The organism is Roseateles noduli, from assembly GCF_050626985.1.
GTDB lineage: Bacteria > Pseudomonadota > Gammaproteobacteria > Burkholderiales > Burkholderiaceae_C > Roseateles > Roseateles noduli_A.
Window position 1 is genome coordinate 5,186,066 of sequence record NZ_CP192463.1, and the last position, 25,272, is coordinate 5,211,337.

Sequence of the window (25,272 nt, forward strand, 5' to 3'; positions counted from 1 at the left end):
CCCGTCGCTCCGACCTCAAGCGACGGCCGTCAGCTTCACCAGGCGCAACGGGGCGCCGAGCAGTTCCCCGGCTTGCCGCTCGAACGCGCGGAAATGCGGCGTGGCGCGGTGGGCCTCCAGCGCGGCCTCGTCGTCGAACGTCTCATGCATCTGGAACGTACCGGGCTCGTCGAGCATTTCGAAGAGGCGGTAATCCCGGCAACCGGGCTCCAGCCGCGTCGGCGCCACCAGTCCGGCAAGGGCGGCCCGCAGGTCGTCGCGACGGCCGGGCGCGGCCGTCAGCACCGCGATCATCGTCAGCGGGCGGGGGGAAGAGGTGTCCGTCAGGCTCATGGGGCGTTCCAGGGAAGGGAAAGCGGCGAATGCTAGGCGCCCCGCGTCCAACGCAACAGCCCCTCGCACACGAAACACTTTCAACCCGGACGCAAGAACGCGGCCCCGATAGGATCGGCCCTTCCTTCGCTCCCGCGGGGGGCGGTTCCTTCAAGAACGCTCTGGAGACTTCGCCGATGCTCGCTTCCCTTCCCACCTTGCGGCGCGCGGCGCTGGCCCTGGCCGCGATGACCGCCCTCGGCGCCCAGGCGCAGACGGTGCCCGAGCTCAACGCGCTCGCCGCCAAGGAACAGCCCGCGTTGATGAAGACGCTGCAGCAGCTGGTCGAGATCGAGTCCGGCAGCTCCGACCGCCAGGGCCTGGACCGCATCGCCGGCGTCATCGCGCAGCGCTTGCGTGAGCTGGGCGGGCAGGTCCAGCTGATCGATCCGGACACGATCATCGCCTCGCCGACCTCGGACGCGGGCGACGGTCCGGCCAAGGTCGGCCAGATCGTGCGGGCGTCGTTCAAGGGCGGCAACGCCAACGGCAAGCGCCTGATGCTGATCGCGCACATGGACACCGTCTACCAGCGCGGCGGCCTGAAACAGCAACCCTTCCGCATCGACGGCAACCACGCCTACGGACTCGGCATCGCCGATGACAAGCAGGGCGTCGCGACCATCCTCCATGCGCTGGCGATGTTGAAGTCGGTCGGCTTCAAGGACTACGCCGAGATCACCGTGCTGATCAACGGCGACGAGGAGATCGGCTCCCCGGGCTCGAATGCGCTGATCACGAAGCTCGGCGGCGAGCACGACGCCGTGCTGTCCTTCGAAGGCGGCGGCGCCCCGACATCGCCGGACACGGTGCGCCTGGCCACCAGCGGCATCGCCTCGGTGGACCTGAAGGTCAAGGGGCGCTCGTCGCACGCGGGCGCGGCGCCGGAGAAGGGCATCAACGCGCTGACCGAGCTGTCGCATCAGATCCTGCAGACGCGCGACCTGTCCGATCCGAAACGCGGCCTGCACCTGAACTGGACGCTGGCCAAGGCGGGCTCGGTCCGCAACGCGATTCCCGAACGCGCCGAGGCCCAAGGGGATGCGCGCGCGGACCGCTTCGCCGACTTCGATGCCCTGGAAGCCGAGCTGCGCAAGCGCATCCAGAACAAGCTGGTCCCGGACGCGGAAGTGAGCTTGAGCTTCAACCGCGGCCGCCCGCCGCTGGCGGCGACCGACGCGTCGCGGGCGCTGGCCGCGAAGGTCAAGGCCCTGGCCGACGAGCAGAAGCTGGAGCTGGTCGTGCGTGACCGCCCGACCGGCGGCGGCACCGATGCCGCCTATGCATCGCTGGCGACCAAGGCGCCGGTGATCGAGGGCCTGGGCGTGCGCGGCTACGGCGCGCACAGCAGCGACAGCGAGTACGTCGTCGTCGACGCCATCGCGCCGAAGCTGGTGCTCGTCACGCGCCTGGTGATGGCGATCGGCAGCGGCAAGGCGCTCTGACGCAGCCCTCGGTGGCTAGGAGAAGGCAGCAGTCCTCGGTGGTTCCGGGACGGCAGCAGTCCTCGGTGATTCGGGGACGGCATGGCGTGGGGTTTCGGACCTTGCGTCCGGGGCCCCATGCCATGGCGGCCAAGCGCGCGACAGGTGGCAGGACGAAGCGCGGTCAGGCCTTCGGATACAGGACCATCTGCGTGCAGCGGAACAGCGCGATCGTCTTGCCGTTGTGCGTGACGGTCGCGTCCCAGACCTGGGTGGTGCGGCCCATGTGCACGGCGGTGGCGGTGCACTCGATGACGCCGTCGCGGGCGGTGCCCAGGTGGTTGGACTTGAGTTCGACCGTGGTGAAGTTCTGCGCGCCCTCGGGCAGCGACGAGATGCAGCCGTAGCCGCAGCAGGTGTCGGCCAGCGTGACGACGCTGCCGGCGTGCAGGTAGCCGTTGGGCGCCATCACCTGCTGGGTGACCGGCAGGCGGGCGAAGACGCGGCCTTTCTCGACCTCGACGATCTCGATGCCCATGTGGCCGGGCAGGCAGGCGGCGCCGCGCGCGTTGAAGTCGTTGATCATGTGAGTCTGTGGAGCGGGTGGATCAGGTCATGCGAAGCCGGCATTGTCGTCGGCCTGTATCGGCGCATCGGCAGGGGGGGTGTTCCGGTGCGGGCGGGCGCGGCTGGGGATAATGACGCGAGCCGATAGTCCAACGGGGAGTTCCCAGCATGTTCCAGCACGTCGACGCCTACGCGGGCGATCCCATCCTCAGCCTGAACGAGGCTTTCCAGAAGGATCCGCGCACGCAGAAGATCAACCTGTCCATCGGCATCTACTTCGATGACGATGGTCGCATCCCGATGCTGGACTCGGTGCGCCGGGCCGAGCTGGCCGTGGTGGAACAGGCGGGCGCGCGCCCCTACCTGCCGATGGAAGGCGCGGCCAACTTCCGCACCGAGGTGCAGAAGCTGCTCTTCGGCGCCGACAGCGAGGCGCTGCAGCGCAAGCGCGTCGCGACGATCCAGGGCGTGGGCTCGTCCGGCGGCCTGAAGGTCGGCGCGGACTTCATCAAGCGCTACTTCCCCGACAGCGCGATCTACCTGAGCGACCCGACCTGGGACAACCACCGCGCGGTCTTCGAGGGCTCCTACATCGAGTGCCGCAGCTACCCGTACTACGACGCCAGGACCGGCGGCCTGCGTTTCGACGCGATGCTGCAGGCGCTGTCGGAGGCGCCGGCCCGCAGCGTCGTGCTGCTGCACGCGTGCTGCCACAACCCGACCGGCGTGGACCTGTCGCAGTCGCAATGGGACGCGCTGATCCCGGTCCTGCAGGAGCGTGAGCTGATCCCCTTCCTGGACCTGGCGTACCAGGGGTATGGCGACGGGCTGGAGCAGGACACCTTCGCGATCCGCGCGCTGACCGCGGCGGGCCTGAGCTTCTTTGTCGCGAACAGTTTCTCCAAGAACATGAGCCTGTACGGCGAGCGCTGCGGCGCGCTGTCGGTCGTGTGTCCGGACGCGGCGCAGGCGGCCAACGTGCTGGGGCAGCTGAAGTTCACGATCCGCCGCAACTATTCGAACCCGCCGATGCACGGCGGCCAGGTCGTGGCCAAGGTGCTGGGCGACCCGCAGCTGCGCGCGCTCTGGGAAGGCGAGGTCGAGGAAATGCGCGAGCGCATCCTGGCGATGCGCAACGCGCTGTTCGAGGTCGTGTCGGCCAAGGTGCCGGGCCGCAACTTCGACTACTTCCTGAAGCAGCGCGGCATGTTCAGCTACACCGGCCTGACGCCCGAGCAGGTGGACCGCCTGCGCGAGGAATTCGGCGTCTACATCCTGCGTTCCGGCCGCATGTGCATCGCGGGCCTGAACACGCGCAACGTCGAGGCGACGGCGAACGCGATGGCGGCCGTCCTGGCATGACCTGACCCGGTCAGTTCCCGATGTTTGGAGGGCAGCCGGGAGGCTGCCCTTTTCGTTTCCCGAACGATCGGGACGAACTTTCTTGGTTTGCAGGCGCACTTCGTGCACCCCTCGTACCAGGATGTCCCATGTATCCCCTTCCGTTGTCCGCAGTCCGTCAAGTTGATCTGGCGGCGGATGTCGATGCCGCCGAGCCTCATGGTGGTTTGTCAAATGAATCGGACGCTTCATCGTGGCAGGCGGCAGGGCCTCGCAGACAGCGGCCAGTGCCCCATGCCGCCACCTTCGCCGGCGCGGCCGCCTTGCGCAGGCAGCAGGCCCCAGGCCACGGGCGGGCTCACAACGCGGGCATCATCGATGAGTTCCTGGACCGGCGCTGCAATGGGCTGAGCGCGCTGAAACGGACCGTCACGGCGATCCACCAATGCGGCGCCAGGACTGTTGACGCGCTGGCCTGCTTCGAGGAACTGGATCGGGCGGCTCGTCGGTCGGGCGACGATCGGGCCAGTCCCAACCGGTTCATCTACGGCGCGCTGATCTCGGCGCATGTGAAGGCCAATGACCCGGACGGCGCCGTCCAGTGGTTCGAGAAGATGCTCAAGAAGGGCATCAGGCCGGACGTGGTCATCTACGGCACACTGATCTCGGCGTATGAAAAGCTCGCCGACGCGAAACGCGCCGGCGATTGGTTCGAGCACATGGTGAACAGCGGCGTCGAGCCGAACGCTGTCACGTACAACGCGCTGATCTCGGCGTATGCGAAGGCTGCGGACGCGGAAGGTGCCAGCGACCGGCTCGATCAGATGGTGAGCGACGGCATCGAGCCGGAAATCTTCACCTACCGCGCGCTGATCTTGGCGTACGCCACGCGTGCCGACACGCAAGGTGCCGTCCGATGCTTCGAGCACATGCTGGCGCAAGGCATCCAGCCGAATGCGCGCATCTACAGCACGCTGATCTCCGCGCTGGAGAAGGGTGGCGATCGGCGTCAGGTAAGCAGGCATCTGAGAGACGCCGTCGCGTGCGGGGCCTTCCAACACTGCCTGGGCTACGACAAGGACAGCAACAAGCTGGACTTGCACAGTCGAGCCGTCGAGTCAGGCGCGGAGCACGAACGAAAGGGCGTCTGCACGGAGGTGGCGCGGGCCATCTTCCGTCATCTGTTGAATGAGCAGGTGATCAACCGGCAGACCACCGTTGTCGTGGGAAGTCACGGCGAGGATCTGATCAAGGAGGCGATCCGGCAGTGCATGGTCGATGCCGGATGGACGCCGCACCACCCGATCGACCACCGCACGGGACGTCCCAACGTGGGATGCTGGGTGGGGAGCGATCCAGGCCCCAGGGGGACGGCGAAGTCCGCCACGTCACGGAAGCCGCAGGCATCACCCTTGCGCGCATTCAACAAGGTTATGGGTAGCGGCACCGCTTTCATTGGCTGACGTCGTCACGAGTCCGTAACCTCCCGGACCATTCAAGAATGATTTCGTCCGGGATGAAGCAGCTAGTCGTGATCGGTGGGGGCGTCGTGGGCGTCACCACCGCCTGGGCCCTGGCGGAGGCGGGGCACCAGGTGACGCTCGTGGAGCGCGAGGCCACGCTCGCCACCGGCGCCAGCCGTGCGAACGGCGGGCAGCTCAGCTATCGCTATGTGTCGCCGCTGGCGGATGCCGGCGTGCCGCTGAAGGCGTTGCGCTGGCTGCTCGATCCGGACGGCCCGCTGCGCTTCAAGCCCGACGGCACGACCGCGCAATGGCGCTGGTTGGCCTCGTTCCTCGCGCATTGCCGCGGGCCGGTGAATCAACGCACGACCGAGCGCTTGCTCGAACTGGGCGCCTTCAGCCAGCAGTGTTTCGGCGAACTGCAGCGGCACGCGGCGCTGGATGCCATCGCGCTGCGCACGCCGGGCAAGCTGGTCGTGTACCGCAAGGCGGAGGAATTCGCCCGCGTCGCCGCGCGCACGTCCGCCGGCGGGCCGGAACGGGCGTTGACCCGCGATGAGTGCCTGGCGATCGAGCCCTCGCTCGGCGACGGCGGCGCGCAATGGCTGGCCGGGGGCATCTTCACGTCCGGGGAGGCCGTCGCCGACTGCCATGCGCTGAGCGTGCAACTGGGCGAGCGGCTCGCGCGGCATCCCAATTTCCGAGGCCGGGTGAAGGCCAGTGCCACCGGCTTCGTCGTCGAAGGCGGCCGCGTCGTCGCGCTGAGGACGGACCAGGGCGATCTGGTCGCGGACGGCGTCGTGCTGGCCGCCGGCCTGCAGAGCGCGGCGCTGGCGGAACTCGTCGGCGTGCGGCTGCCGCTATATCCGCTGAAGGGCTACAGCCTGTCCGCGCCGATCAACGGCGTGCATCGACCGCCGACGGTCAGCGTCACGGACTTCGAACGCAAGACGCTCTACGCCCGCATCGGCGACCAACTGCGCGTCGCGGCGATGGTGGACCTGGTCGGCGACGACACCAGCATCGACCCCAAGCGCCTGGCGGCGCTGCAGCGCAACGTGCGCGAGACCTTCCCGAGGGCGGCCGACTACGAGCACGCCGTGCCCTGGGCCGGTCTGCGCCCGGCGACACCGAGCGGCGCGCCCATGCTCGGCGAGACGCCGCTGCGCGGGCTGTGGCTGAATGTCGGCCATGGCGCCCTGGGATTCACCTTCTCGTTCGGCTCGGCCCGCATCGTGGCCGACCTCATCTCCGGCAAGCCCAGCCCGATCGCGCTGGACGGGCTGCAACTCCGCGCCGCCTGAGGGTCCGCGATGACGATGGTCGGCAAGCCTGTCGCGCTGGACGCGGCCTCGCTCGCCGAAGCGCTGCGCGCCGCGGTGCTGGCGCAGGACTTCGGCGCCACGCGAGATCCGCAGGACGAGGGCCGGTCGATCCGGCATTTCCCGAGCATCGACCTCGCCGTGGTCGCGTTCCCGGAACGGGGCGCGCCGGTCGCGGCGAACGTGCTGTTCTCGCGCGAGTTTCCCGAGGGCCTGGTCGCCGACATCGCGGCGGGCGCGGGCGCCGTGCGCAACATCCGGTTCCTCGCAGATCAGCGCGATGCCGAGGGCAACTCGATCGCCTGGCGGCCGGCGTCCGACTGGTCCGCGATGGACTGGGTACCGCTGGCCGGCGACGTGGGCGAGGGCGGCGGCCGCGTGGTGGCGCCGTACCCGGCATCGCTGCTCAAGTTGATGCTGCTGGTGGGTGTGGGCCGTCTGGTCGACCAGGGCCGGGCGGGCTGGTGGCAGCCGCTGACCTACAACGACCGCGAGCGCGCGGTGTCCGACTGGGCCTACGACATGGTCACGTGGAGCAGCAACGAGGCGACCTCGGCGCTGGTCACTTTGATGCACGCGGCCGGCGCCATCCGCCGCGACGGCGGGCGCGAGGTGCGCAACGAGCTGCACACGCTGTTCGCCGCGCTCGGGCTGACGACGCTGCGCTTCGCCAACACGACGGCGGAGGGCGGCTGGGGCAACGGCTCGGGATCGGGTGTGGGTCAGATCCAGATGACCGCGTGGGACACGGTGCGGCTGCTGTGGTGGTTGGACCCGGTGGCGCCGCGGGCGCCGTGGTTGCGCGCCGATGCGCCGCGGCTCTCGCCCGAGAGTCGCAACCAGGCCATGCATGCGTTGCAGGACCAGGCGCTGCATCAGGTGCTGTCGAGCAGCGCGCTCGGCGGCGTGCCCGGCTGGGTGCCGGGTCTGCCGGCGCGCCTGCCGGGCCGGTGGCTGCTTCCCGACGGCGCGCTGCACGCGGGCGAGGTGTCGCTGCCCGGCGACCTGCGCCGTTTCGCCACGGGGGGCGAGGTCTGGTTCGCCCACAAGACCGGCAACACCGAGAACTACACGTCCGATGCCGGCATCGTGCGTGGCATCCTGCCGCGGCGCCGGCATTACCTGATCGCGCTGCTGAGCAACCTCGGCTCGCGCTACGCTCCGCACCCCAGCTGCTCCACGACCTGGCGCATCCCGGCGCTCGGCGCCGCGATCGACGCGCGGATGGCGGCGTGGCTGGAATCCTGATTCCGACGATGTTCCTGGCGCGCGCCGCCGATGTTCCTCAACGCTGCTCATGGCTGAAGACACCTTCCTGCTGCCTCCGTTGCCCGAGCGCGCCTGCCTCGGCGTGATCGCGCCCGCCGGACCGCCGCGGGACGGCACGCTCGACCTCGTGGTGCCGCTGATCGAGCGGCTGGGTTTTCGCGCCAAGCTCTTCCCGAGCTGCCATGGACCGGCGTTCCTCGGTCATCTTGCGGCGGACGATGGACGACGGCTGGCTGACCTGCATGAAGCGCTGGACGACCGCCAGGTCGATGCGGTGATCGGCCTGCGCGGCGGCTACGGCTGCCTGCGCCTGCTCGATCGCATCGATCCCGCGCTGCTGCGTCGATCACCGAAGCCGCTGATCGGCTACAGCGATCTCACGGCGCTGCATGCGCTGCGACAGCAACTGGGCGTCGCCGGCTGGCATGCGCCGATGCCGGCTTCGGACTGGCACAAGGGCGAGGCCGGCTGGGCCGATGCCGTCGCGCTGGCCGAGCGGCTGCGCCGCGGGCTTCGTGCGGGTGACGCTCTCGGCCCTGCGCTCGCGCCCCATCCGCTGAATCGCGGCTCGACGGCGGTGCGCGGCCTGCTGAGCGGCGGCAACCTGGCGGTGCTCGTCGCGCTGATGGGCACGCCGTTCATGCCGGACCTGCGCGGCGCGATCCTGTTCCTCGAGGACATCGGCGAGGACCCGTACAAGATCGATCGCCTGCTGTGCCAACTGCGCCTGGGCGGCGTGTTCGACGACATCGCCGGTGTGCTGCTCGGCAGCTTCACCGATGCCGACACGCCCGACGAGGTGCTCGCCGACTACTTCGGCGACCTCGGCGTCCCGGTCCTCGCCGGCTGGCCGAGCGGCCATACGACGCCCAACCTGCCATTGCCGATCGGCGTGGCGGTGACCTTGGATCCGGTCGAAAGAACGCTCAGCGTCTGAGCGGGGCGCCTCCCCCATCGGAGGGCCGACTTCAGGACGAATCAGTCCCGGGCATGACCTGTCACTCACTCCTCTCGCAACCGTGCGAGGAGGTCGATGTGGCGCATGCCGTCTATCTGGTCGAAGGCTTTCAACGTTGGATGCGCAAGCAGGCCATGCAGAGACGCCGACCTCTGCCGCGCCGTGGCAGAAATGGAACGCGGGCTGATCGATGCAAATCTCGGTAGTGGACTCTTCAAGAAGCGGATTGCACGATCCGGAGCCGGCAAACGCGATGGCTATCGCGTGATCGTGGCCCATCGACAAGGGGCTCCGTGGTTCTTCATCGAGGGCTACGCGAAGAACGTCGTCGCAAACATGGATGAGCAGCAGTTGCACAACTGCAGGACCATGAATGTTTTCCTTTCCGCAATGGACGCAGGCCGTCTTGAAACCGCCATCAACTCAGGATTCTTGAAAGAGGTGAACTGTGATGCGCAAGCGCAAGTACGACTCGATTGACCGAATGGTGAAGACCGGACGAGGCATGCACGCTCTCGGGCTGATGAGCGACGAACACATGCAGCGTCTGGGATGGGGCGGCATAGCGCCTCCTGGGGACCTGACGCCCGAGGAGGTCCGCGCCATCCGGGAGGAGGAGGATCTGAACCTCTATGTCTTCGCCAACATGCTCAACACGACGGCGCGTCTGCTGCGCCGCTATGAGCAGGGAATGACCCGACCCACCGGACCCGTCCTCCGACTGCTGCACACGATCCGGGAACAGGGCATGAGGAACGTTTTTCCCCTGAGTTCCCGTGCACTCGGCGGCATCACGAAAAAGCCCGCCGGTCTCCCGGCGGGCTTGGTGTCCGAAGGGCCGCCGCGCGAGGCGGCAGACACTGCTTGATCAGAAGAACTTGTAGTCCAGGCCCAGCGTGAACGAACGTCCGCGCGGGTCGGCCACACGCGGCTCCCACGAGCTGCCCGAACCGGTGTTCGTGTCGTAGCTGTTCGCGAACGGCGGGTCCTGGTCGAAGATGTTCTTCACGCCCACCGTGACCGTCAGGTTCTTGATGCCGCTGTAGGCCACGCTCGCGTGATGCAGGTAGTACGGCTTGACCCACGGATCGAAGGCCGGTGCCGACGCGTTGCCGTTGGCCACGCCCGGCGGGACATAGCCGTAGTAGCCGGTGCTGTACTGCTGGCGCAGCGACCAGGCCCAGTCGCCATACGTGTAGGTGATGTACGCGCTGTGCTTCCAGCGGATGCCCAGCTCGCTCGACCGCGTGAACTGGCCGATCTCGCTCGGGCCGAAGGCCACGTTGTCCAGCAGCTTGGAACGCTTCTTCAGCAGGTAGGTGCCGTCCAGCCCCGCGCTCAGGCGGCCGCCGTTCATCGGCGTGCTGCCGCGCATCGACAGCTCCAGGCCGCGGGTCTGCGTCTCGCCGGTGTTCACCCAACGGGTGTCCACCGTCTGCAGCACGCCGTTGGCGTCGCGCTGGAAGGCCTGCGGGAACAGCTGGTAGTTGTTCAGGATCTGCGTTAGCGTCAGGCTCTGGATCTGGCCGTCACGACGGATGTCCCACAGGTCGACCGAGGCGCTGAAGTCCTTCACCGGCTGCCACACGAAGCCGATGTTGGACATCTTCGACTCTTCCGGCTTCAGGTCCGAGCGACCGCCGAACAGCGTGTTGAAGGTCACCGCCTGGCAGCCCGGCGCGTTGCTGACCACGTTGGTCGGGCAGGTGGCCGGATCCGGCACGCCGGCGCCGGTGTACGGCGACTCGGTCACGCCGTTGAACAGCTGGTTGAAGGTCGGCACGCGGAAGCCGGTGCTGTACGACGCGCGGAACACCAGGCTGTCGATCGGCGCGTAGCGGATCGAGGCCTTCGGGTTGGTCGTGCTGCCGAAGCCGGTGTACTTGTCGTAGCGTACCGACAGGTTCAGGTCCAGGTTCTTGACGATCGGGATGATGGTCTCGCCGAAGATCGCGCCCACCTTGCGCTTCACGCCGTTCAGCGCGTTCACGTTGTCGAACGGCGCGTTGAAGATCCAGGTGTTGATGTCGTTGGTGTTGACCGTCTGGTTGCCGTCGAAGCGGTACTTCTCGATCCGGTAGTCCACGCCCACCGCGCCCATCACGTCGCCGGCCGGCAGCTTGAACAGCGGGCCGGACGCGGTCGCGTCGTACTCGTCGGTGGTGTACTTGCCGCCGTAGAGCTTGGTGCCTTCCGCCGAGATCGCGTCCAGCGCCGCCAGCGCGGCCGGCGTCTGCGACTGGCCGGCCAGCAGGAAGGGGTTGAGCACGCCGGTGTTGATCAGGTTGGCCAGGCCGACCCAGTTCTGGTAGCCGGAGCCCAGCACGGAGTTGCTCTTGCTGAACGCCTGCGACGCGCCGACCTTGTAGTCCCAGTCCTTGAGGAAGGGCAGCGGACCGTCCATGCTCAGCAGGTAGCGGCCGGTGTCGGTGGTGGTCTCGAATTCACGCGAGCCGCACTCCATGCAGCGCCAGCGGAAGGCCAGCGGCTTGCCGGCTTGCGGGGCCAGCGACGGGAAGGCGCCGACCAGCGCGTTCCACACGGTCTGGTAGCTGGCGCCGGACGACGGATAGGCCAGGCTGCGGAACGGGCTCGGCACCGCCGTGCCGTTGGGCAGGCCGATCGTCGCCGTGGCGCTGCCGCTGCTGATCTGGTTGGCCGAGAAGATCTTCTGCGACTCCGACTTGCCCAGCAGCACCTCGCCGGTCAGCGTGTGCTCGCCCAGCTTGAGCATGCCGCGCGTGACCAGGTTGGTGTTCTTCACCGGCTGCTGGATCACCGCCGCCTTGCCCGAGTCCCAGGCGCAACCGAACTGGTTGGCCGGCGACGCGGCGGCGGAGTTCCACAGCTTCTCGGCGTAAGGCGCCATGCCGGGTTGCGAGGCGCAACCCGCGCCGCCCGGCAGGTCCAGGATGTTGGCGCTGGTGAGGGTGGCGCCGTTGTAGACCGGCGGCGTGATCGTGGGCGAGAAGAAGACCGTCGCGAACGGCGTGCCGCGCGTGTCCGGGGACAGGCCGCGCTCGGGCTGGAAGCTGTTGACGAAGTCGCGCTGCGAGCCGTCCAGGCGCTTGTTGTCCGTCATGGACAGCACGGCCATGACGTTGAAGCCGTCCTTGTCGATGTTGCCCACGCCGCCGGTCACCGAGCCGCGGTAGATGTTGCCGCCGCCGTGCTGCGTCACGTCGGTGAAGCCGCTGACGGTCAGGCCGGTGTAGTCCTTGCGCAGGATGAAGTTGATGACGCCGCCGACGGCGTCGGTGCCGTAGGTCGACGAGGCGCCGTCCTTCAGCACCTCGACGCGCTCGATCGCGGCCATCGGGATCTGGTTCAGGTCGACGACGCCGCCGTTGAGGCCGTGCGCCGCGATGCGGCGGCCGTTCAGCAGGATCAGCGTCGCGTTGGCACCCTGCAGGCGCAGGTTGGCGGAGGTCGCGCCGTTGTTGCCGCGGGACTGGCCCGAGACCACGTCCGCGTTGGAGGCCAGGTTGTCCAGGCCGTTGCCGTTGGACGAGAGCGTGGCGATCAGCTGCTCGGCCGACACGATGCCCTGGCGGTCCAGGTCGCGGCGCGAGATGGTCTGCACCGGCAGCGCGCCCTCGTCCTGGATGCGCTTGATGCTCGAGCCGGTGATCTCCACCCGCTCGATCTTCTGGACTTCCTGCGACCAGGCCGCCGCATGGGCGCCCAAGCCCACCACGACGAGGCAACGGGCGAGTTGATTCAGTTTCACGACCTTCTCCTTGTTAACCGGACCGGCGTCCTGGAACGCCTCCAACGACTGGGGTCGTCCGATGCGCGGCCGACCCTTGGGGTGCTGTGTTGCGAGCTGTGAATGATCTTCAAGCACGAGCGGTTTTCACCGTCATAGGAACGTCACCCATTTGTTGTTTCCGTCCCGATGAATGCTTGTCTCGCGCGTATAACCTGCGGGAATGCAGCGGGGCCGGGAATATACAGTCGCTGCTCATGCGATCGATCCCTGCCTTCGTGCTCCTGGTCACCGCGCTCGCGACGAGCGGCTGCGCCACCTTCGTCGACACCCCGCCCGCGCCGGTCGAGACCGCGCTGCGACAGGCCGGCGTGCCGGCCTCGTCGCTGGCGGTGGTGGCCTATCCGCTGGACGCGCCGGGCACCGGGCTGCGCCTGAACGCGGACCGGCCGATGGCGCCGGCCTCGACGATGAAGACGATCACCGCGGTGGTGGCGCTGGACCGGCTCGGTCCCAACAGTCGGGGACAGACGCAGCTGCTGGCCGCGGGCGAGGTGCGCGACGGCCGCCTCGACGGACCGCTGGTGCTCAAGGGCGGCGGCGACGCGGACCTCGACTGGCCCGCGCTGTGGGCGATGCTGCGCGAGGTGCGCGAGCGCCACGGCGTGCGCGACCTGGCCGGCGGCATCGTCGTCGATCGCGGCCTGTTCAACCCGGCGCGCCTCGACATCGGCGCGCCGCGTTTCGACGAGCAGGCCGAGTTCCCGTACAACGTCATTCCGGACGCGCTGCACCTCAACGGCAGCCTGCTGCAGTACGACTTCTGGTCCGACGACCGCGGCCTGACGGTGCGGCCGTATCCGCAGTTCGGCGGGCTCGCGATCGACGCCAGCGCGGTCCGGTTGAACGACAAGCCGTGCAAGGACTGGGACGACGGCTGGAAGCCGTCGCGCTTCGAGGCGCTGCCCGACGGCGGCGGACGACTGGTGCTGGCCGGCGAGTTCCCGCGCGGATGCCAGGTCTCGCAATCGCTGAACGTGCTGGACCGCCAGTGGGAGACGGCTCAGGCGCTGCGGCAGCTGTGGGGCTCGCTGGGCGGCACGCTGTCGGGCGAGATCCGCGAGGGCACGACGCCCGAAGGCGCCCGCGTGCTGGCGCAGCACCGCGACCGCCCGCTGGCCGAGCTGCTGCGGCCGGTGCTGAAGTCCTCGGACAACGCGCTGGCGCGGATGCTGTTCCTGCGGCTCGGCGCCTCGGCGGCGCAACCCGGCGAGGACACCCGCGAGGCCGCCGCGCGCGTCGTCCGCGAGTGGTTCGCCGCGCAGAAGATCGACACCACCGGCCTGACGCTGGAGAACGGCTCCGGCCTGTCGCGCAGCGAGCGCGCCTCGGCGGCGCAGCTGGCGGCGATGCTGCAGGCTTCCGCCCGCGGCGCGCACGGCCCCGAGCTGCTGGCCACCTTGCCGGTGGCGGGCGTCGACGGCACGCTGGTCCGTCGCATGAAGGGCACCGCGGCCGAGGGCCGCGCGCGGATGAAGACCGGCACGCTGCGCGATGTCGTGGCGCTGGCCGGCTTCGTGCCGGACTCGACCGGCAAGACCTGGATCGTCGTCGCGATCGTCAACGACGATCAGGCGGCCAAGGCGCGTCCGGCGATCGACGCGCTGGTGGACTGGGTGGCGCGGCGCTGATCCGCGTGGCGGGTCAGAAACGACGCCACGGGGCGCGACTGGCCTGCGGCAGATAGCGATCGAGCACGCGCAGGACATCGCCGCCGACGGCGGGATCGCTGCAGCTTTCCAACCGGTCCATGAGCGCGTTGAACTGGTCGCGATCCGGCAGCGGCAGCTGTCTCACATGGTCGAACCGGCCCTGCTCGTACGCGTTGAAGAACGCATTCCGGTGGTGCAGGAACAGGACCATCGCCTGCTGGGCGGGATCCTGGGCGACCTGTTCGATCGGCCGGCCATCCTTGTTGCCGATGCTCAGGAGGATGCGCTGGTTGGCGGACCAGATCCGATCGAACTGGGCGAGGCGTTCTTCAATGCCCGTCACATTGCCGGCCTGCGCCCGCGCCTTCACCCCTTTCGCCATGGCCTCGAGGTGCAGTCCCCATCCCCGGAGCGCCTCTCGCACCTGCGGCGTATAGGCGGTCGTCAGCGTCGCGGCGGCCCACCGCAGCCCGATGCGCCAGGTGCTTTCCCAGTGGAGCGCGGCCTGCGCCAGTTCATCGGGAGTCCTTGAGACGCCAGCCGTGGCGGGGGTCGCGATGCCGTCCGCCCACAGGCCGGCCGGCGGTGTCGCGGGAATGAATTCGGGAGCCGCCGGGTCCATGACAGCGCCTTTCGGAAGAGTGGAGACGCCCGGTCAGTGGGCTGGGCCCACCGCGTCATCCGCGACCCTTCAGAGCACCGCCGGCGACAGCAGGCGCAGCGTGCCGGCCCGTGCGTCCATCTCGGCGGGCTGGCCCACCGGCACGGTGAACTTGCGCTTGATGTGGCCGATCATCGCGCCGCGGTAGACGGGCACGTTCAGCGGCAGGAAGTAGTCGTCGAAGACCTCGTCCAGCGTCAGCGTGCCGAAGTTGCCGTCGCCCGGCCCGCACTGCGTGAACTTGCCCAGCACGACGCCGGCGAGCTGGTCCAGCGCGCCGCACAGGCGCAGCGTCGAGAGCATGCGGTCGACGCGATAGATGTACTCGTTGACCTCTTCCAGGAAGAGGATCGCGCCGCGCGTGTCGGGGAAGAAGGGCGAGCCCGCCAGCGAGCTCAGCACCGCCAGGTTGCCGCCGACCAGCGGCCCGCGGGCGAGGCCCGGACGCAGCGTGCTGATGCGGTCCTCGCGCTGGACCAGGTTGGCGCCGCGCTCGCCCTGCGGGTTCTGCAGCAGGTCCTCCTGCGCGTCCATCGCGACGGCGCGGAAGTGCTGCAGGGAGAACTCGTTCCACTCCGAGCCCGCGACCGGGCAGTGGAAGGTGATCAGCCCCGTCTGCCGGTGGATCGCGTTGACCAGGCTGGTCAGGTCCGAGAAGCCGCCGAAGAACTTCGGCTTGCGGCGGATCAGCGCGTAGTTCAGCTTGTCGACGATGCGGTTGCAGCCCGAGCCGCCGGTCAGCGCCAGGAGGCCGGCCACGTCGTCGTCGGCGAAGAAGTCGTTGATGTCGGCCGCGCGCTGGACGTCGGTGCCGCCGAACTGACCGTAGCGCCCGCGCACGTTTGCGCCGAGCTTGACCTTGAAGCCGAGCGCCTCGAGCGATTCGACGGCGATCTCCAGCGGCTCGCGTTCGTAGGTGGCGTTGGCGGGGCTGACGAGGCCGATCGTGTCACCGACCTTCAGCCGCCGTGCGCGCAGCAGCTCGGGGGCCGCATTCGCGCGGGCGTCGCGGGCATCGCGAGCAGGTGCGGCCGCCTGGACGCGCGCCGCCGGCAGGGCGCCGAGCGCGGTGGCCGCCGCGGTGGCGGCGCCGGTGAGGATCTGGCGACGGGATGCGGTCATGGGATCTCCGGGAGGCGGGCGCGTCGAGGTGGCCAGGCGTCAGGCGGCTCGTGCGGTGATGCTATTGGGGCGGGGCGGGGCGGGGCGGGGCGGGGCGTTCAGATCACCAGCGGCAGCTCGCGGCGGACGCGTTCGCGGTCGCCGAAGTCGAAGTGCCACCACTCGGTGCTGATGGTCTGGAAGCCGGCGTGGCGCATCGCCGCGCGCAGCCAGCCGCGGTGGCGGAGCTGGTCGGCGGTGAGGCCGCCGGCGGCGAGCTGCTCGGCCTCGAACTCGGGGTGCGAGGCCGGCGTCATCTCATCGAAGCCGGTGCCCATGTCGAGTTCGCGGCCCTCGGCGTCGAGCAGCGTGACGTCGACCGCCATGCCGAACGAATGGATCGAGCGCCGCGCCGGATGCGCGAGGTACTTGGTCAGCGGCGTGCCTTCGAGCTCGGCCCACAGCGCCTCCTGCACGCGCTGCGGCCGCAGCGCGTCCAGCACGACCAGCGTCACGCCGGGGCAGCGGCGGCCGAGGAACGCGGCGGCCTCGGCGACGGCGTCCGCCGATTCGCGGCGCAGGTAGGCGCAGTCCAGTCCGCCGTAGACGTTGCGACCGACGAAGTTGTCGGGCGTCGCGTAGCGCAGGTCCACCGCGATGCCGGGGATCGTCAGCAGCGAGCGGAACTCCGCGTGCGCGGCGATCTCCTCGCAGGGGATGGGCGGGGGAGGGGCGTTGGCGACGGAGGCGTCCGGTGTCATGGTGAGGCGACGTGGAGCCGGAAGATCAGGCGCCGCGGCGCGTCACTCCAGGCTCTCGAGGTTGGCGCGGGCGGCATCCCGCAGGTAGGTGACGAGCCGGCGCGCCGCTTGCGCCAGCGGCGCGCTGGCGGAGGTCAGCAGGTACAGCTGGATGCTCATCGACGGCGCCAGCGGGCGGACCTTCACGCGCGTGCGGTCGGCCGAGGCGGCGGTGAAGGGATCGACAGCGGTCATGCCGACGCCGGCTTCCACCAGCGCGCGGGCGAGCTGGTAGGTCTGGACGGTGATGCGGCTGTCGAGGTGGCGGCCCTCGGCCTCGCTGGCGTTGTGCAGCATGTGGCCGAGCGGGTCGTCCTCGGCCATCGCGATCAGCTCGGACTGGATCTCCTCCAGCGGCAGCGGGCCGGTGCCTTGCGCCTCGGGGCTGTGCATGGGGCACAGCGCCATCATCGTGCCGCTGGCCAGCACCTCGGCCTTGATGCCGGGGTGACGCGGGTCCTGCAGGCTGAGCGCGAGATCGGCCTCGCCGAGCAGCAGCGCGGAGACGATCTCGCGCGTGTGGTTGGTGCTGAGCTGGCAACGGCTGCGCGGGAAGGCCTGCGCCCAGTGCGTCATCGCCGCGGGGATCACCGAGGCGCCCAGCGTCGGCGTGGCCATCAGGCGCAGCGATTCGGATTCGCCGCTGCGCAGGTTGGCCGCGAGGCGCCGGATCGCGACGAGGTCGCGGTTGAGCTTGTCGATCTCGACGAAGAGCCGCTGCGCTTCCGGCGTCGGGTAGAGCTTGCCGCGGACGCGGTCGAACAGCGGCATGCCGAGCTGCAGCTCGCAGTGCTGCAGCACCTTGGTCACCGCGGGCTGGGAGATGTGCAGCAACTGCGCGGCGCCGCTGATCGTGCCGGCCTGCATGATCGCGTGGAAGACCTCAATGTGACGGAGCCTCATGCCGGCCCCCCGTCCGACGGGTACGTCGTCCGGCCCCCCGAGGGGGCCTGGCCCGGCGTGGGGCGGCCGGGCGCTCGGGCCGGCGCGCCAGGAAGGAGGGGAGGCTTATTCACGGTAGACGTTCTCGAAGACCACCCCGCCGTTCGGCTGCATCTTGAAGCCGCGCAAGTCCTTGCTGGTGGGGATGTACACCGTCGAGTGTGCCATCGTGATCCACGGGCGTTCCCGCTTGAAGATCTCCTGGGCCTTCTCGTAGAGCGCGATCCGCTTGCCTTGATCGGCGGTCGCACGGGCGGCGTCGATGAGGCGTTCGAATTCGGGGTTGCAGAACTTCACGCCGGACTTGTTGGTCGCGCAGCTGAGGTTGGGCGTCAGGAAGTCGTCCGCGTCGCCGCTCTCGCCGGCCCAGCCGCTCATGTAGACGGTGTGTTCGCCGGCGTTGGCGCGCTTGAGGTACTCGCCCCATTCGTAGGTGCGGATCTGCGCGCGCACGCCGATGCGGGCCCAGTCCTGCTGGATCAGCTGCGCCATCAGCTGGCCGTTCGGATTGGTGGGCCGCGTGACCGGCAGCGCCCAGAGGTCGAGGTCCAGCCCGTTCGGGAAACCGGCCTGCTTGAGCAGCGCCTTGGCGCGATCGGGGTTGTATTCGTTCTTCAGCGATCGGTTGTAGCCCGGGATCGCGGGCGGGAACGGATTCACCGCCTGCATCGCATCGCCGCGCGGGAACAGCGCGCGGAAGATCGCGTCGCGGTCGACGGCGATGTCCAGCGCCTCGCGCACGAGCCGGTTGTCGGTCGGCGCCTTGCGCAGGTTGAAGGACAGGTAGGAGATGTTGAGCGCCTGGATCTTCTCGAGCTTGATGCGTTCCGGATGGCGGTCGATCGCGGCCACGTCGATGTCGCGCAGCGGCGAGGTGATCTGGCACTCGCCCGCGAGCAGCTTCTGCACGCGGACCGGCGCCTCGCGGCTGATGCTGAAGATCAGCTTCTGCGTCTTCTGCGGCTCGCCCCAGTAGTCGGGGTTGCCTTCCATGCGGACGACGTCGTCCTTCGCATAGCTGCGGAAGCGGTAGGGACCGGTGCCGATGGGCAGGCGGTTGATCTGCGCGGCCTTGCCGTCGCGCAGCAGCTGCTGGCCGTACTCCGCCGACTGGATGCCGGCGAAGGCCATCGCGAACCAGGTGACGAAGGTGACGTTGGGCTGCGCCAGCGTGAAGCGGACGGTGCGGTCGTCGAGCTTCTCCATCTTCGCGATCGCCTTGGCCAGGCCGAGGTTCTGCGGATAGATGAAGTTGGCGGGGAAGGCCTTGTTGAACGGGTGCTCGCGGTCGAGGAAACGGCCGAAGGTGAAGAGCACGTCGTCGGCGTTGAACGTGCGCGTCGGCGTGAACCAGGGGCGGGTGTGGAAGCGGACGTTCTCCCGCAGCGTGAAGGTGAATTCGCGGGCGTCGGGGCTGATGGTCCAGCGGGTGGCGAGAGCCGGCTGCAGCGCGGTGCCGCCGCGCTCGAAGCGGACCAGCCCCTGGAACATCTGGTTGTTGACGTTGTTCGTGCTGGCCGAATCCCATAACCCCGGGTCGAAGCCCTCGGGGCTGGCGTCGGTGCAGTACACGAGCGGCTTGACCGCGGCGGCGCTGGCCGCGTGAACGGCGGGAAGCGCGACGGACAGGAGCAGAGCCAGCGAGAGGGGGAGGACTGAGCGCATCGGGAGGAGGGCAAGCCGGCGCATTGTGGAAACGCCGCTCCCCAGGTCACAACTGAAATGGGCGGGTTGGACCATAACACTGGGTTATGTGGAGCCGTTCGCGCCTATCGCCTTGTCCTCAAATCACATCGCAGGCCACGAGCCGCCCATCGACCTCACGCAATTCGGGGCGCACCTCCGCGCAGCGCGCGATGGCCATCGGGCAGCGCTGATGGAACGCGCATCCCGTCGGCGGCTTCAGCGGGCTGGGCAGCTCGCCGTGGATGCGGATGCGCTGGCGGCGGTCGGCCGGGCGCAGCGCCGGGGTGGCGCTGATCAGCGCCTGCGTGTACGGGTGCAGCGGCTTGGCGAAGACACGGCGCTTGTCGCCGTGCTCGACCACGCGGCCGAGGTACATCACCATCACCTCGTCCGCCACGTGCTCCACCACCGCCAGGTTGTGGGAGATGAACACGTAGCCCGTCCCGAACTCCTCCTGCAGGTCCATGAAGAGATTCAGGATCTGCGCCTGGATCGACAGATCCAGCGCGGAGGTCGGCTCGTCCGCGACGACGATGCCTGGTTGCATCACCATCGCCCGCGCGATCGCGATGCGCTGGCGTTGGCCGCCCGAGAACATGTGCGGGTAACGCTGCAGATGCTCCTGGCGCAGGCCCACCTTCGCGGCCAGTGCTTCGATGCGCTCCTGGCGTTCGGCGCGGCCCAGCGATGTGTTGATCACCAGCGGCTCGGCCAGCGTGGAGGCGATCGTCTTGCGCGGATTCAGCGCGGCGTACGGGTTCTGGAACACCATCTGCACGTCGCGCCGCAAGGCCTTGCGCGTGGAGGCGTCGGCGGCGTCGCGACCGTGGATCCGCAGGTCGCCGGAGGTCGGCGTCTCGATCAGCGTCAGCGCCCGCGCCAGCGTGGACTTGCCGCAGCCCGATTCGCCGACCACGGCCAGCGTCTTGCCCGGCGACAGCGAGAAGCTCACGCCGTCGAGCGCCCGCACCGTCGCCTTCGGCGCGAGCCAGCCACGGCTCACGCGGTAGTGCCGGGCGAGATCGCGCGCCACCAGCAGCGGTGCCGCATCGGCAGCGACCGGCTTGTCTGGCACGTCGCTCATGCGGCGGCCTCCTCGATCAACGGATAGAAGCAGCGCACGCCATCGACGACTTCCGGGCGCTCCGCGCGGCAGCGCGGCTGCACGCGCGGGCAGCGCGGCGAGAACAGGCACCCCGCCGGCCGGTCCAGCGCGCCCGGCACGATGCCCGGCAGCGCCTGCAGCCGGCGCGCGCCGCGGTTGTGTTCCGGGATCGCCGCCATCAGCGCGGCCGTGTACGGATGCTTCGGGGACTCGAAGACATCGGGCAACGCGCCCGTCTCCACCACCTGGCCCGCGTACATGACGGCGACGCGCTGCGCCATCTCCGCCACCACCGCCAGGTCGTGCGTGATCATCACCAGCGCCATGCCCTGCTCGCGCTGCAGGCGCAGCAGCAGGTCCATGATCTGCGCCTGGATCGTGACGTCGAGCGCCGTCGTCGGCTCGTCGGCGATCAGCAGCTTCGGCGAGCACGCGATCGCCAGCGCGATCATCACGCGCTGGTTCATGCCGCCGGAAAGTTCGTGCGGATAGGCCTTCAGCCGGCTCGCGGCGTCGGGGATCTCGACCTGCTCCAGCAGCTCCGTCGCGCGCTGGCGCGCCGCGGCGCCGCGCAGGCCCAGGTGGGCGCGCAACACTTCCTCGAGCTGGTTGCCGACGGTGTAGCTCGGGTTGAGGCTCGCCAACGCGTCCTGGAACACCATCGCGATGTCCTTGCCGATCAGCCGGCGGCGCTGCGAGGCGCTCATGCCCAGCAAGTCCTGACCCTGGAAGCGCAGCGCGGTCGCGCTCACCTGTCCGGGCGGATCGATCAATCCCATCAGCGCCATCATGCTGACGGACTTGCCGGAGCCGGACTCGCCGACGATGCCCAGCACCTCGCCCGGCGCGACGTCGAGGTCGACGCCGTCCACCGCCGGGAACGCGCCGAAGCGCACGCGCAGGTCGCGGATCTCCAGCATCACGAGACCCTCTTCAGGCGGGGGTCGAGCGCGTCGCGCAGCCCGTCGCCCATCAGGTTGACGCTCAGCACCGAGAGCAGGATCGCCAGTCCCGGCAGCGTGACCACCCACGGGGCGCGGACGATGTAGTCGCGCGCGGACGAGAGCATCGTGCCCCACTCCGCCATCGGCGCCTGCACGCCCAGGCCGAGGAAGCCGAGGCCGGCCGCCTCGAGGATCGCCGCCGAGAAGCTCAGCGACGCGTTGACGATCAGCGGCGCCAGGCAGTTCGGCAGCACCGCCGAGAACATCAGCCGCCAGGTCGACGCACCGGCCACGCGGCTGGCGGTCACGTAGTCCTTGCCGAGCTCGGCCAGCGCCGCGGCGCGGGTGAGCCGGACGTACTCCGGCAGGCTGCCGACGGCGATCGCGATCACCGTGTTCGTCAGGCCCGGGCCGAGCACGGTGATCACGCAGATCGCCAGCAGCAGCCCCGGCAGCGCCAGCATCACGTCCATCACGCGCATGACGACCGGGGCGAGCAGGCGTTGATGGAACGCCGCCAGCAATCCCAGCAGCACGCCGGGGATCAGCGACAGCACGACCGACGCCAGGCCGATGCCCAGCGACACGCGCGCGCCGTGCAGCAGCCGCGAGAGCAGGTCGCGGCCGAGCTCGTCGGTGCCGAGCAGGAAACGGGCCTGTCCGCCGTCCATCCAGATCGGCGGCGTCAGCATGTGCTCGCGGTACTGCCGGACGGGATCGTGCGGTGCGATCCAGGGCGCGAGCAGCGCCGCCAGCGCGAGCAGCGTGAAGACGACCAGCGCGACGAGCGCGCCGCGGTTGGCGCTGAAGCCGCGCCAGAACTCGGCGAAGGGGCCGGGGGGCGAGATGGCCGCCGTGGCGGATGACGTGGTGGGGAGGACGCTCATGGTCGTCTCATCCCTGCCATGTTCGCCGCCGGGCCGCGCCCAAGGCGGACTGCGCCCCTCGGGGGCAGGAGCGGAGCGACTGGGGGGCTCATTTTCTGATGCGCGGGTTCACCACGCCGTACAGCAGGTCCACCAGCAGGTTGACCGCGATGAAGGTGCAGGCCGAGATCAGGATCCCCGCCTGCACCACCGGATAGTCGCGCCGCGCGATCGCGTCGATCAGCCACTTGCCGATGCCGGGCCAGCTGAAGATGGTCTCGGTCAGCACCGCGCCGGCCAGCAGGCTGCCGACCTTCAATCCGATCACCGTGATCACCGGGATCAGCGCGTTGCGCAGGCCGTGCACCAGCACCACTCGCGCCGGCGACAGCCCGCGCGCGCGGGCGCTGCGCATGTAGTCCTCGCGCAGCACTTCCAGCAGGCTGGAGCGCGTCATCCGCGCGATCACCGCCATCGTGCTGGTGCCCAGCACCAGCGCCGGCAGCAGCAGGTGCCGGAGCGCCGAACGCCACGCGCCTGCCTCGTCGTGCAAGGCCGCGTCGATCAGCATGAAGCCGGTGACGCGCTGGACGTCGTACTCGACCGCGATGCGGCCCGAGACCGGCGTCCAGCCCAGGCCCACCGAGAAGAACATGATGAGGATCAGCCCCCACCAGAACACCGGCATCGAGTAGCCGACCGTCGCCACGCCCATCACGCCCTGGTCCAGCAGCGAGCCGCGTCGCAGCGCCGCGCCGGTGCCCAGCGCCATGCCGAGCACGATCGCCAGCAGCAGCGCGAAGAGCGCCAGTTCCGCCGTGGCCGGGAAGAGCGCGAGGAATTCGTGCGACACCGGCTCGTGCGAGACCAGCGAGCGTCCCAGGTCGCCATGCAGCAACCCGCCGACGTAGTCCGCGTACTGGCGCCACAGCGGCTGATCCAGGCCGAGCTCGTGCATCAGCCGCGCGTGGGTGGCGTCGTCGAGCGCGCGTTCGCCCATCATGATCGCGATCGGATCGCCCGGCACCAGCCGGATGAGGCCGAAGGCGACCAGCGTCACGCCGATCAGGGTCGGCAGCAACGAGGCCAGGCGGCGGAGGAGGAAGTTCAGCAAGGCGGGCGGCGGCGGGCGTGCAGGGACGGGGTCAGCGGGGAACCATCAATACTCTGAACGCGGCCGGCTGTCCGCAGGCAGCGGCTTCTTCATCAGCAGGCCGCCGGGCGTGGTGACGACCTCCAGCAGCGCGGCCGTTTCGGCGTCCATGTTCCCGGAGAAGTCGGCGGGACGGTACTTCATCTGGAAGGTGCTGATCACCTCGCGCGTGGCGGTGTCCAGCATCCCGGTCTGCGGCGTCTGATAGCCCACTTGCGCCAGCCGCTTCTGGAACCAGACGGCGTCCGGCACCGGCCCGACCTGGTAGATCGCCTGCTTGATCTGGACCTGCGTGGCGTCGGGCCAGGCGATCAGGCCGGCGTCGGCGAGCTGCTTCCACGGGAACTCCGGACCCGGGTCCTGCTTGCGGCCCGGCGCGATGTCGTTGTGGCCGAGGATGCGGTCCGACCGGATGCCGTGGCGCGCGACGATCTCCTTGACCAGCTTGATCACGTCGTCGATCTGTTCCTGCGGATACGGCGCGTAGACGCGGCCCATCGGCGTCTCGGTGAAGCCGGGGTTCACGATCTCGATGCCGATCGAGGCCGAGTTCAGGTTGGTCGCGCCGCCCCAGTAGCTGACGCCGCCGTGCCAGGCGCGGCGGTTCTCGTCCACCAGCTGATAGACCTTGGAGGGCTTCTCCTGCACCAGGTAATGGGCCGAGACCTTGCCGCCGGTGGTCAGCACCTTCATCGACCTGTCGAAGTCGAGCACCGTGTAGTGGAGGATCAGGAACTGCGCGCGGCTGTCCTGGTTCTCGGAGACGTGGGTGCGATCGATCTGCAACGTGCTCGTGGGCGTGGCGCAGGCCGCCAGCAGCGCGGCGGCGGCGAGGGTCAGGAGCTTGGTTTTCATGAGGCGAGCGCGGCCCGCCTCGCGGCGGCCAGGGCGGTGTCGGGTTGATGAACGGTGAGGGACAGGTCTTGCGGCAGGGCGTCGCGCAGGCCCGATTCGATCGCGGGATGCAATTGCAGCACACGTCCGGCGGCGCTGACGGGACGCACGCCCAGACGGCGCACGAGCGCCAGCGGCAGCCGGGCGAGTTCGCGGCCGGCGCGATGCAGCAGGGCCAGCGCGTCGGCGTCGTCGTCCGCCGCGGCGCGCGCGACGGCCAGCGCCAAACGGCCGATCGAGCCGCGGCGTGCCGCGCTGTCGCCGCCGTACATGAAGGCGCGCGTGGTCGGCCAGTCGGCGCCGCCGAGCTCATCGAAGAGATGCTGCGCGAGCCGGGAATCGTTCCAGGCGCCGGGTGATTCGTCCTCGCGGCGCCAGACCAGCGCGAGCGCCTCGCGCGCGATCCACTGACCGCCGCCTTCGTCGCCCAGCAAGGGGCCGCGGCCGCCGGCGCGGTGCAGCGTGCCGACCTCGTCGATGAAGGCCGCGATCGCGCCGGTGCCGGCGTAGACGAGGTAACCCTCGCCGGGTCGGAACAGCGCGTGCCAGGCCTGGGCGATGTCGCTGTCGCACTGGATCTGCGCCGGCGCCAGGCCCAGCTGTTGCGCGAGCAGCGCCCGCAGCTGCCGGCCGGCGGGGCCGTCCGGTTCGCCGAGTCCGGTGATGCCGGCCTGCAGCCCGTGCAGCGCGCCGGGCGCCGCATGCGACAGCACCGCGGCGGCGAGCGATTGCAGCGTCTGCGCCAGCACGACGCGGCCGGCGCTGGTGTCCAGCAGCAGCGCGGTGAATCCGCCGACCTCGCCGCGTGCGACGAGGGTGCCGTCGGGGCGGGCCAGGGCCCAGCGTGTCTGGGTGCCGCCGGCGTCCAGGCCCAGTCCCAGCGGCCCGGATGACATGCCCGCGCGTACCGGCGCTGGGCGGTCAGGCGCGAGGGATTCGGCGGTGGCGGAGGGCGTCGGACTCATGGCGGCGTTGGCGCGCGG

Annotated in this window: 23 protein-coding genes; 9 read left to right on the forward strand and 14 right to left on the reverse strand. The window is 69.6% G+C overall.

Going from position 1 to position 25,272, the window contains the following annotated elements:
- Nucleotides 1–15: 15 nt before the first annotated feature.
- Nucleotides 16–333 (reverse strand): putative quinol monooxygenase, encoded by a 318-nt coding sequence (locus ACQ4L4_RS22565; protein ID WP_431101078.1) that lies wholly within the window; start codon nucleotides 331–333, stop codon nucleotides 16–18.
- 176 nt (nucleotides 334–509) lie between these two features.
- Between ACQ4L4_RS22565 and ACQ4L4_RS22570 the strand changes: the two genes are divergently transcribed.
- A complete protein-coding gene (locus tag ACQ4L4_RS22570; protein ID WP_431101079.1) occupies nucleotides 510–1,817 on the forward strand; it encodes a glutamate carboxypeptidase in 1,308 nt (435 codons plus the stop codon).
- 163 nt (nucleotides 1,818–1,980) lie between these two features.
- Here ACQ4L4_RS22570 and ACQ4L4_RS22575 read toward each other — a convergent pair whose 3' ends face one another.
- Entirely contained in the window at nucleotides 1,981–2,382 is a 402-nt protein-coding gene (locus tag ACQ4L4_RS22575) for a PaaI family thioesterase (protein ID WP_431101080.1), read from the reverse strand.
- A 149-nt stretch (nucleotides 2,383–2,531) separates the two neighbouring features.
- Here ACQ4L4_RS22575 and ACQ4L4_RS22580 point away from each other — a divergent pair, with 149 nt between their 5' ends.
- From ACQ4L4_RS22580 to ACQ4L4_RS22610, 7 genes are all read left to right on the forward strand, one after another.
- Entirely contained in the window at nucleotides 2,532–3,725 is a 1,194-nt protein-coding gene (locus ACQ4L4_RS22580; protein ID WP_431101081.1) for an aromatic amino acid transaminase, read from the forward strand.
- Nucleotides 3,726–3,853: 128 nt separating this feature from the next.
- Complete coding sequence (locus tag ACQ4L4_RS22585; RefSeq protein WP_431101082.1) at nucleotides 3,854–5,167, forward strand: hypothetical protein; 1,314 nt, start codon at nucleotides 3,854–3,856, stop codon at nucleotides 5,165–5,167.
- Nucleotides 5,164–6,471 carry a D-amino acid dehydrogenase gene (locus ACQ4L4_RS22590; protein ID WP_431104991.1) on the forward strand — a complete coding sequence of 436 codons (1,308 nt, stop codon included), beginning with the start codon at nucleotides 5,164–5,166 and terminating at the stop codon, nucleotides 6,469–6,471. The genes ACQ4L4_RS22585 and ACQ4L4_RS22590 overlap by 4 nt, the downstream gene beginning before the upstream one ends.
- A 9-nt stretch (nucleotides 6,472–6,480) precedes the next feature.
- Nucleotides 6,481–7,737: a serine hydrolase gene (locus ACQ4L4_RS22595; RefSeq protein ID WP_431101083.1), complete on the forward strand. Its 1,257-nt coding sequence runs from the start codon at nucleotides 6,481–6,483 to the stop codon at nucleotides 7,735–7,737.
- 49 nt (nucleotides 7,738–7,786) lie between these two features.
- Nucleotides 7,787–8,695 (forward strand): S66 peptidase family protein, encoded by a 909-nt coding sequence (locus tag ACQ4L4_RS22600; RefSeq protein ID WP_431101084.1) that lies wholly within the window; start codon nucleotides 7,787–7,789, stop codon nucleotides 8,693–8,695.
- Between the two features lie 96 nt (nucleotides 8,696–8,791).
- The gene (locus tag ACQ4L4_RS22605; RefSeq protein ID WP_431101085.1) at nucleotides 8,792–9,196 is read left to right on the forward strand and encodes a type II toxin-antitoxin system RelE/ParE family toxin; all 405 of its coding nucleotides are present in this window, start codon (nucleotides 8,792–8,794) and stop codon (nucleotides 9,194–9,196) included.
- Nucleotides 9,168–9,584, forward strand: coding sequence for a helix-turn-helix domain-containing protein (locus ACQ4L4_RS22610; RefSeq protein ID WP_431101086.1), 417 nt, complete (start codon nucleotides 9,168–9,170; stop codon nucleotides 9,582–9,584). The genes ACQ4L4_RS22605 and ACQ4L4_RS22610 overlap by 29 nt, the downstream gene beginning before the upstream one ends.
- Here the strand turns inward: ACQ4L4_RS22610 and ACQ4L4_RS22615 are convergent, their stop codons facing one another.
- Complete coding sequence (locus tag ACQ4L4_RS22615) at nucleotides 9,585–12,446, reverse strand: TonB-dependent receptor domain-containing protein (protein ID WP_431101087.1); 2,862 nt, start codon at nucleotides 12,444–12,446, stop codon at nucleotides 9,585–9,587.
- A gap of 236 nt (nucleotides 12,447–12,682) precedes the next feature.
- Between ACQ4L4_RS22615 and dacB the strand changes: the two genes are divergently transcribed.
- Nucleotides 12,683–14,116 carry a D-alanyl-D-alanine carboxypeptidase/D-alanyl-D-alanine endopeptidase gene (dacB, locus tag ACQ4L4_RS22620; protein WP_431101089.1) on the forward strand — a complete coding sequence of 478 codons (1,434 nt, stop codon included), beginning with the start codon at nucleotides 12,683–12,685 and terminating at the stop codon, nucleotides 14,114–14,116.
- Nucleotides 14,117–14,129: 13 nt separating this feature from the next.
- Here the strand turns inward: dacB and ACQ4L4_RS22625 are convergent, their stop codons facing one another.
- From ACQ4L4_RS22625 to ACQ4L4_RS22675, 11 genes are all read right to left on the reverse strand, one after another.
- On the reverse strand, nucleotides 14,130–14,759 hold the full coding sequence (locus ACQ4L4_RS22625; protein ID WP_431101090.1) for a hypothetical protein: 630 nt from the start codon (nucleotides 14,757–14,759) through the stop codon (nucleotides 14,130–14,132).
- 69 nt (nucleotides 14,760–14,828) lie between these two features.
- On the reverse strand, nucleotides 14,829–15,920 hold the full coding sequence (locus tag ACQ4L4_RS22630) for a S66 peptidase family protein (protein WP_431101091.1): 1,092 nt from the start codon (nucleotides 15,918–15,920) through the stop codon (nucleotides 14,829–14,831).
- A 98-nt stretch (nucleotides 15,921–16,018) separates the two neighbouring features.
- Nucleotides 16,019–16,660, reverse strand: a complete 642-nt coding sequence (locus ACQ4L4_RS22635; protein ID WP_431101092.1) for a M15 family metallopeptidase — start codon at nucleotides 16,658–16,660, stop codon at nucleotides 16,019–16,021.
- Nucleotides 16,661–16,702: 42 nt separating this feature from the next.
- Nucleotides 16,703–17,602, reverse strand: a complete 900-nt coding sequence (locus ACQ4L4_RS22640) for a LysR family transcriptional regulator (RefSeq protein WP_431101093.1) — start codon at nucleotides 17,600–17,602, stop codon at nucleotides 16,703–16,705.
- Between the two features lie 105 nt (nucleotides 17,603–17,707).
- Nucleotides 17,708–19,306, reverse strand: a complete 1,599-nt coding sequence (locus tag ACQ4L4_RS22645) for an ABC transporter substrate-binding protein (protein ID WP_431101094.1) — start codon at nucleotides 19,304–19,306, stop codon at nucleotides 17,708–17,710.
- A gap of 118 nt (nucleotides 19,307–19,424) precedes the next feature.
- Nucleotides 19,425–20,411: a peptide ABC transporter ATP-binding protein gene (locus ACQ4L4_RS22650; protein WP_431101095.1), complete on the reverse strand. Its 987-nt coding sequence runs from the start codon at nucleotides 20,409–20,411 to the stop codon at nucleotides 19,425–19,427.
- A complete protein-coding gene (locus ACQ4L4_RS22655) occupies nucleotides 20,408–21,352 on the reverse strand; it encodes an ABC transporter ATP-binding protein (RefSeq protein ID WP_431101096.1) in 945 nt (314 codons plus the stop codon). Before ACQ4L4_RS22655 ends, ACQ4L4_RS22650 begins: the two co-directional genes overlap by 4 nt.
- Nucleotides 21,352–22,263, reverse strand: a complete 912-nt coding sequence (locus ACQ4L4_RS22660) for an ABC transporter permease subunit (protein ID WP_431101097.1) — start codon at nucleotides 22,261–22,263, stop codon at nucleotides 21,352–21,354. The genes ACQ4L4_RS22655 and ACQ4L4_RS22660 overlap by 1 nt, the downstream gene beginning before the upstream one ends.
- A gap of 88 nt (nucleotides 22,264–22,351) precedes the next feature.
- Nucleotides 22,352–23,356 (reverse strand): ABC transporter permease subunit, encoded by a 1,005-nt coding sequence (locus ACQ4L4_RS22665; protein ID WP_431101098.1) that lies wholly within the window; start codon nucleotides 23,354–23,356, stop codon nucleotides 22,352–22,354.
- A gap of 45 nt (nucleotides 23,357–23,401) precedes the next feature.
- Nucleotides 23,402–24,250, reverse strand: coding sequence for an N-acetylmuramoyl-L-alanine amidase (locus ACQ4L4_RS22670; RefSeq protein WP_431101099.1), 849 nt, complete (start codon nucleotides 24,248–24,250; stop codon nucleotides 23,402–23,404).
- Nucleotides 24,247–25,254, reverse strand: a complete 1,008-nt coding sequence (locus ACQ4L4_RS22675; RefSeq protein WP_431101100.1) for an N-acetylglucosamine kinase — start codon at nucleotides 25,252–25,254, stop codon at nucleotides 24,247–24,249. Before ACQ4L4_RS22675 ends, ACQ4L4_RS22670 begins: the two co-directional genes overlap by 4 nt.
- Nucleotides 25,255–25,272: the final 18 nt, after the last annotated feature.

Bases quoted from the DNA above. Each gene is read 5' to 3' on its own strand.
- ACQ4L4_RS22645 (WP_431101094.1), bottom strand. From the start codon at position 19,306: ATGCGCTCAGTCCTCCCCCTCTCGCTGGCTCTGCTCCTGTCCGTCGCG.
- ACQ4L4_RS22640 (WP_431101093.1), bottom strand. From the start codon at position 17,602: ATGAGGCTCCGTCACATTGAGGTCTTCCACGCGATCATGCAGGCCGGC.
- ACQ4L4_RS22675 (WP_431101100.1), bottom strand. From the start codon at position 25,254: ATGAGTCCGACGCCCTCCGCCACCGCCGAATCCCTCGCGCCTGACCGC.
- ACQ4L4_RS22570 (WP_431101079.1), top strand. From the start codon at position 510: ATGCTCGCTTCCCTTCCCACCTTGCGGCGCGCGGCGCTGGCCCTGGCC.
- ACQ4L4_RS22650 (WP_431101095.1), bottom strand. From the start codon at position 20,411: ATGAGCGACGTGCCAGACAAGCCGGTCGCTGCCGATGCGGCACCGCTG.
- ACQ4L4_RS22580 (WP_431101081.1), top strand. From the start codon at position 2,532: ATGTTCCAGCACGTCGACGCCTACGCGGGCGATCCCATCCTCAGCCTG.
- ACQ4L4_RS22565 (WP_431101078.1), bottom strand. From the start codon at position 333: ATGAGCCTGACGGACACCTCTTCCCCCCGCCCGCTGACGATGATCGCG.
- ACQ4L4_RS22600 (WP_431101084.1), top strand. From the start codon at position 7,787: ATGGCTGAAGACACCTTCCTGCTGCCTCCGTTGCCCGAGCGCGCCTGC.
- ACQ4L4_RS22670 (WP_431101099.1), bottom strand. From the start codon at position 24,250: ATGAAAACCAAGCTCCTGACCCTCGCCGCCGCCGCGCTGCTGGCGGCC.
- ACQ4L4_RS22575 (WP_431101080.1), bottom strand. From the start codon at position 2,382: ATGATCAACGACTTCAACGCGCGCGGCGCCGCCTGCCTGCCCGGCCAC.
- ACQ4L4_RS22585 (WP_431101082.1), top strand. From the start codon at position 3,854: ATGTATCCCCTTCCGTTGTCCGCAGTCCGTCAAGTTGATCTGGCGGCG.
- ACQ4L4_RS22625 (WP_431101090.1), bottom strand. From the start codon at position 14,759: ATGGACCCGGCGGCTCCCGAATTCATTCCCGCGACACCGCCGGCCGGC.
- ACQ4L4_RS22610 (WP_431101086.1), top strand. From the start codon at position 9,168: ATGCGCAAGCGCAAGTACGACTCGATTGACCGAATGGTGAAGACCGGA.
- ACQ4L4_RS22635 (WP_431101092.1), bottom strand. From the start codon at position 16,660: ATGACACCGGACGCCTCCGTCGCCAACGCCCCTCCCCCGCCCATCCCC.
- ACQ4L4_RS22605 (WP_431101085.1), top strand. From the start codon at position 8,792: ATGTGGCGCATGCCGTCTATCTGGTCGAAGGCTTTCAACGTTGGATGC.
- ACQ4L4_RS22595 (WP_431101083.1), top strand. From the start codon at position 6,481: ATGACGATGGTCGGCAAGCCTGTCGCGCTGGACGCGGCCTCGCTCGCC.
- dacB (WP_431101089.1), top strand. From the start codon at position 12,683: ATGCGATCGATCCCTGCCTTCGTGCTCCTGGTCACCGCGCTCGCGACG.
- ACQ4L4_RS22660 (WP_431101097.1), bottom strand. From the start codon at position 22,263: ATGAGCGTCCTCCCCACCACGTCATCCGCCACGGCGGCCATCTCGCCC.
- ACQ4L4_RS22655 (WP_431101096.1), bottom strand. From the start codon at position 21,352: ATGCTGGAGATCCGCGACCTGCGCGTGCGCTTCGGCGCGTTCCCGGCG.
- ACQ4L4_RS22630 (WP_431101091.1), bottom strand. From the start codon at position 15,920: ATGACCGCATCCCGTCGCCAGATCCTCACCGGCGCCGCCACCGCGGCG.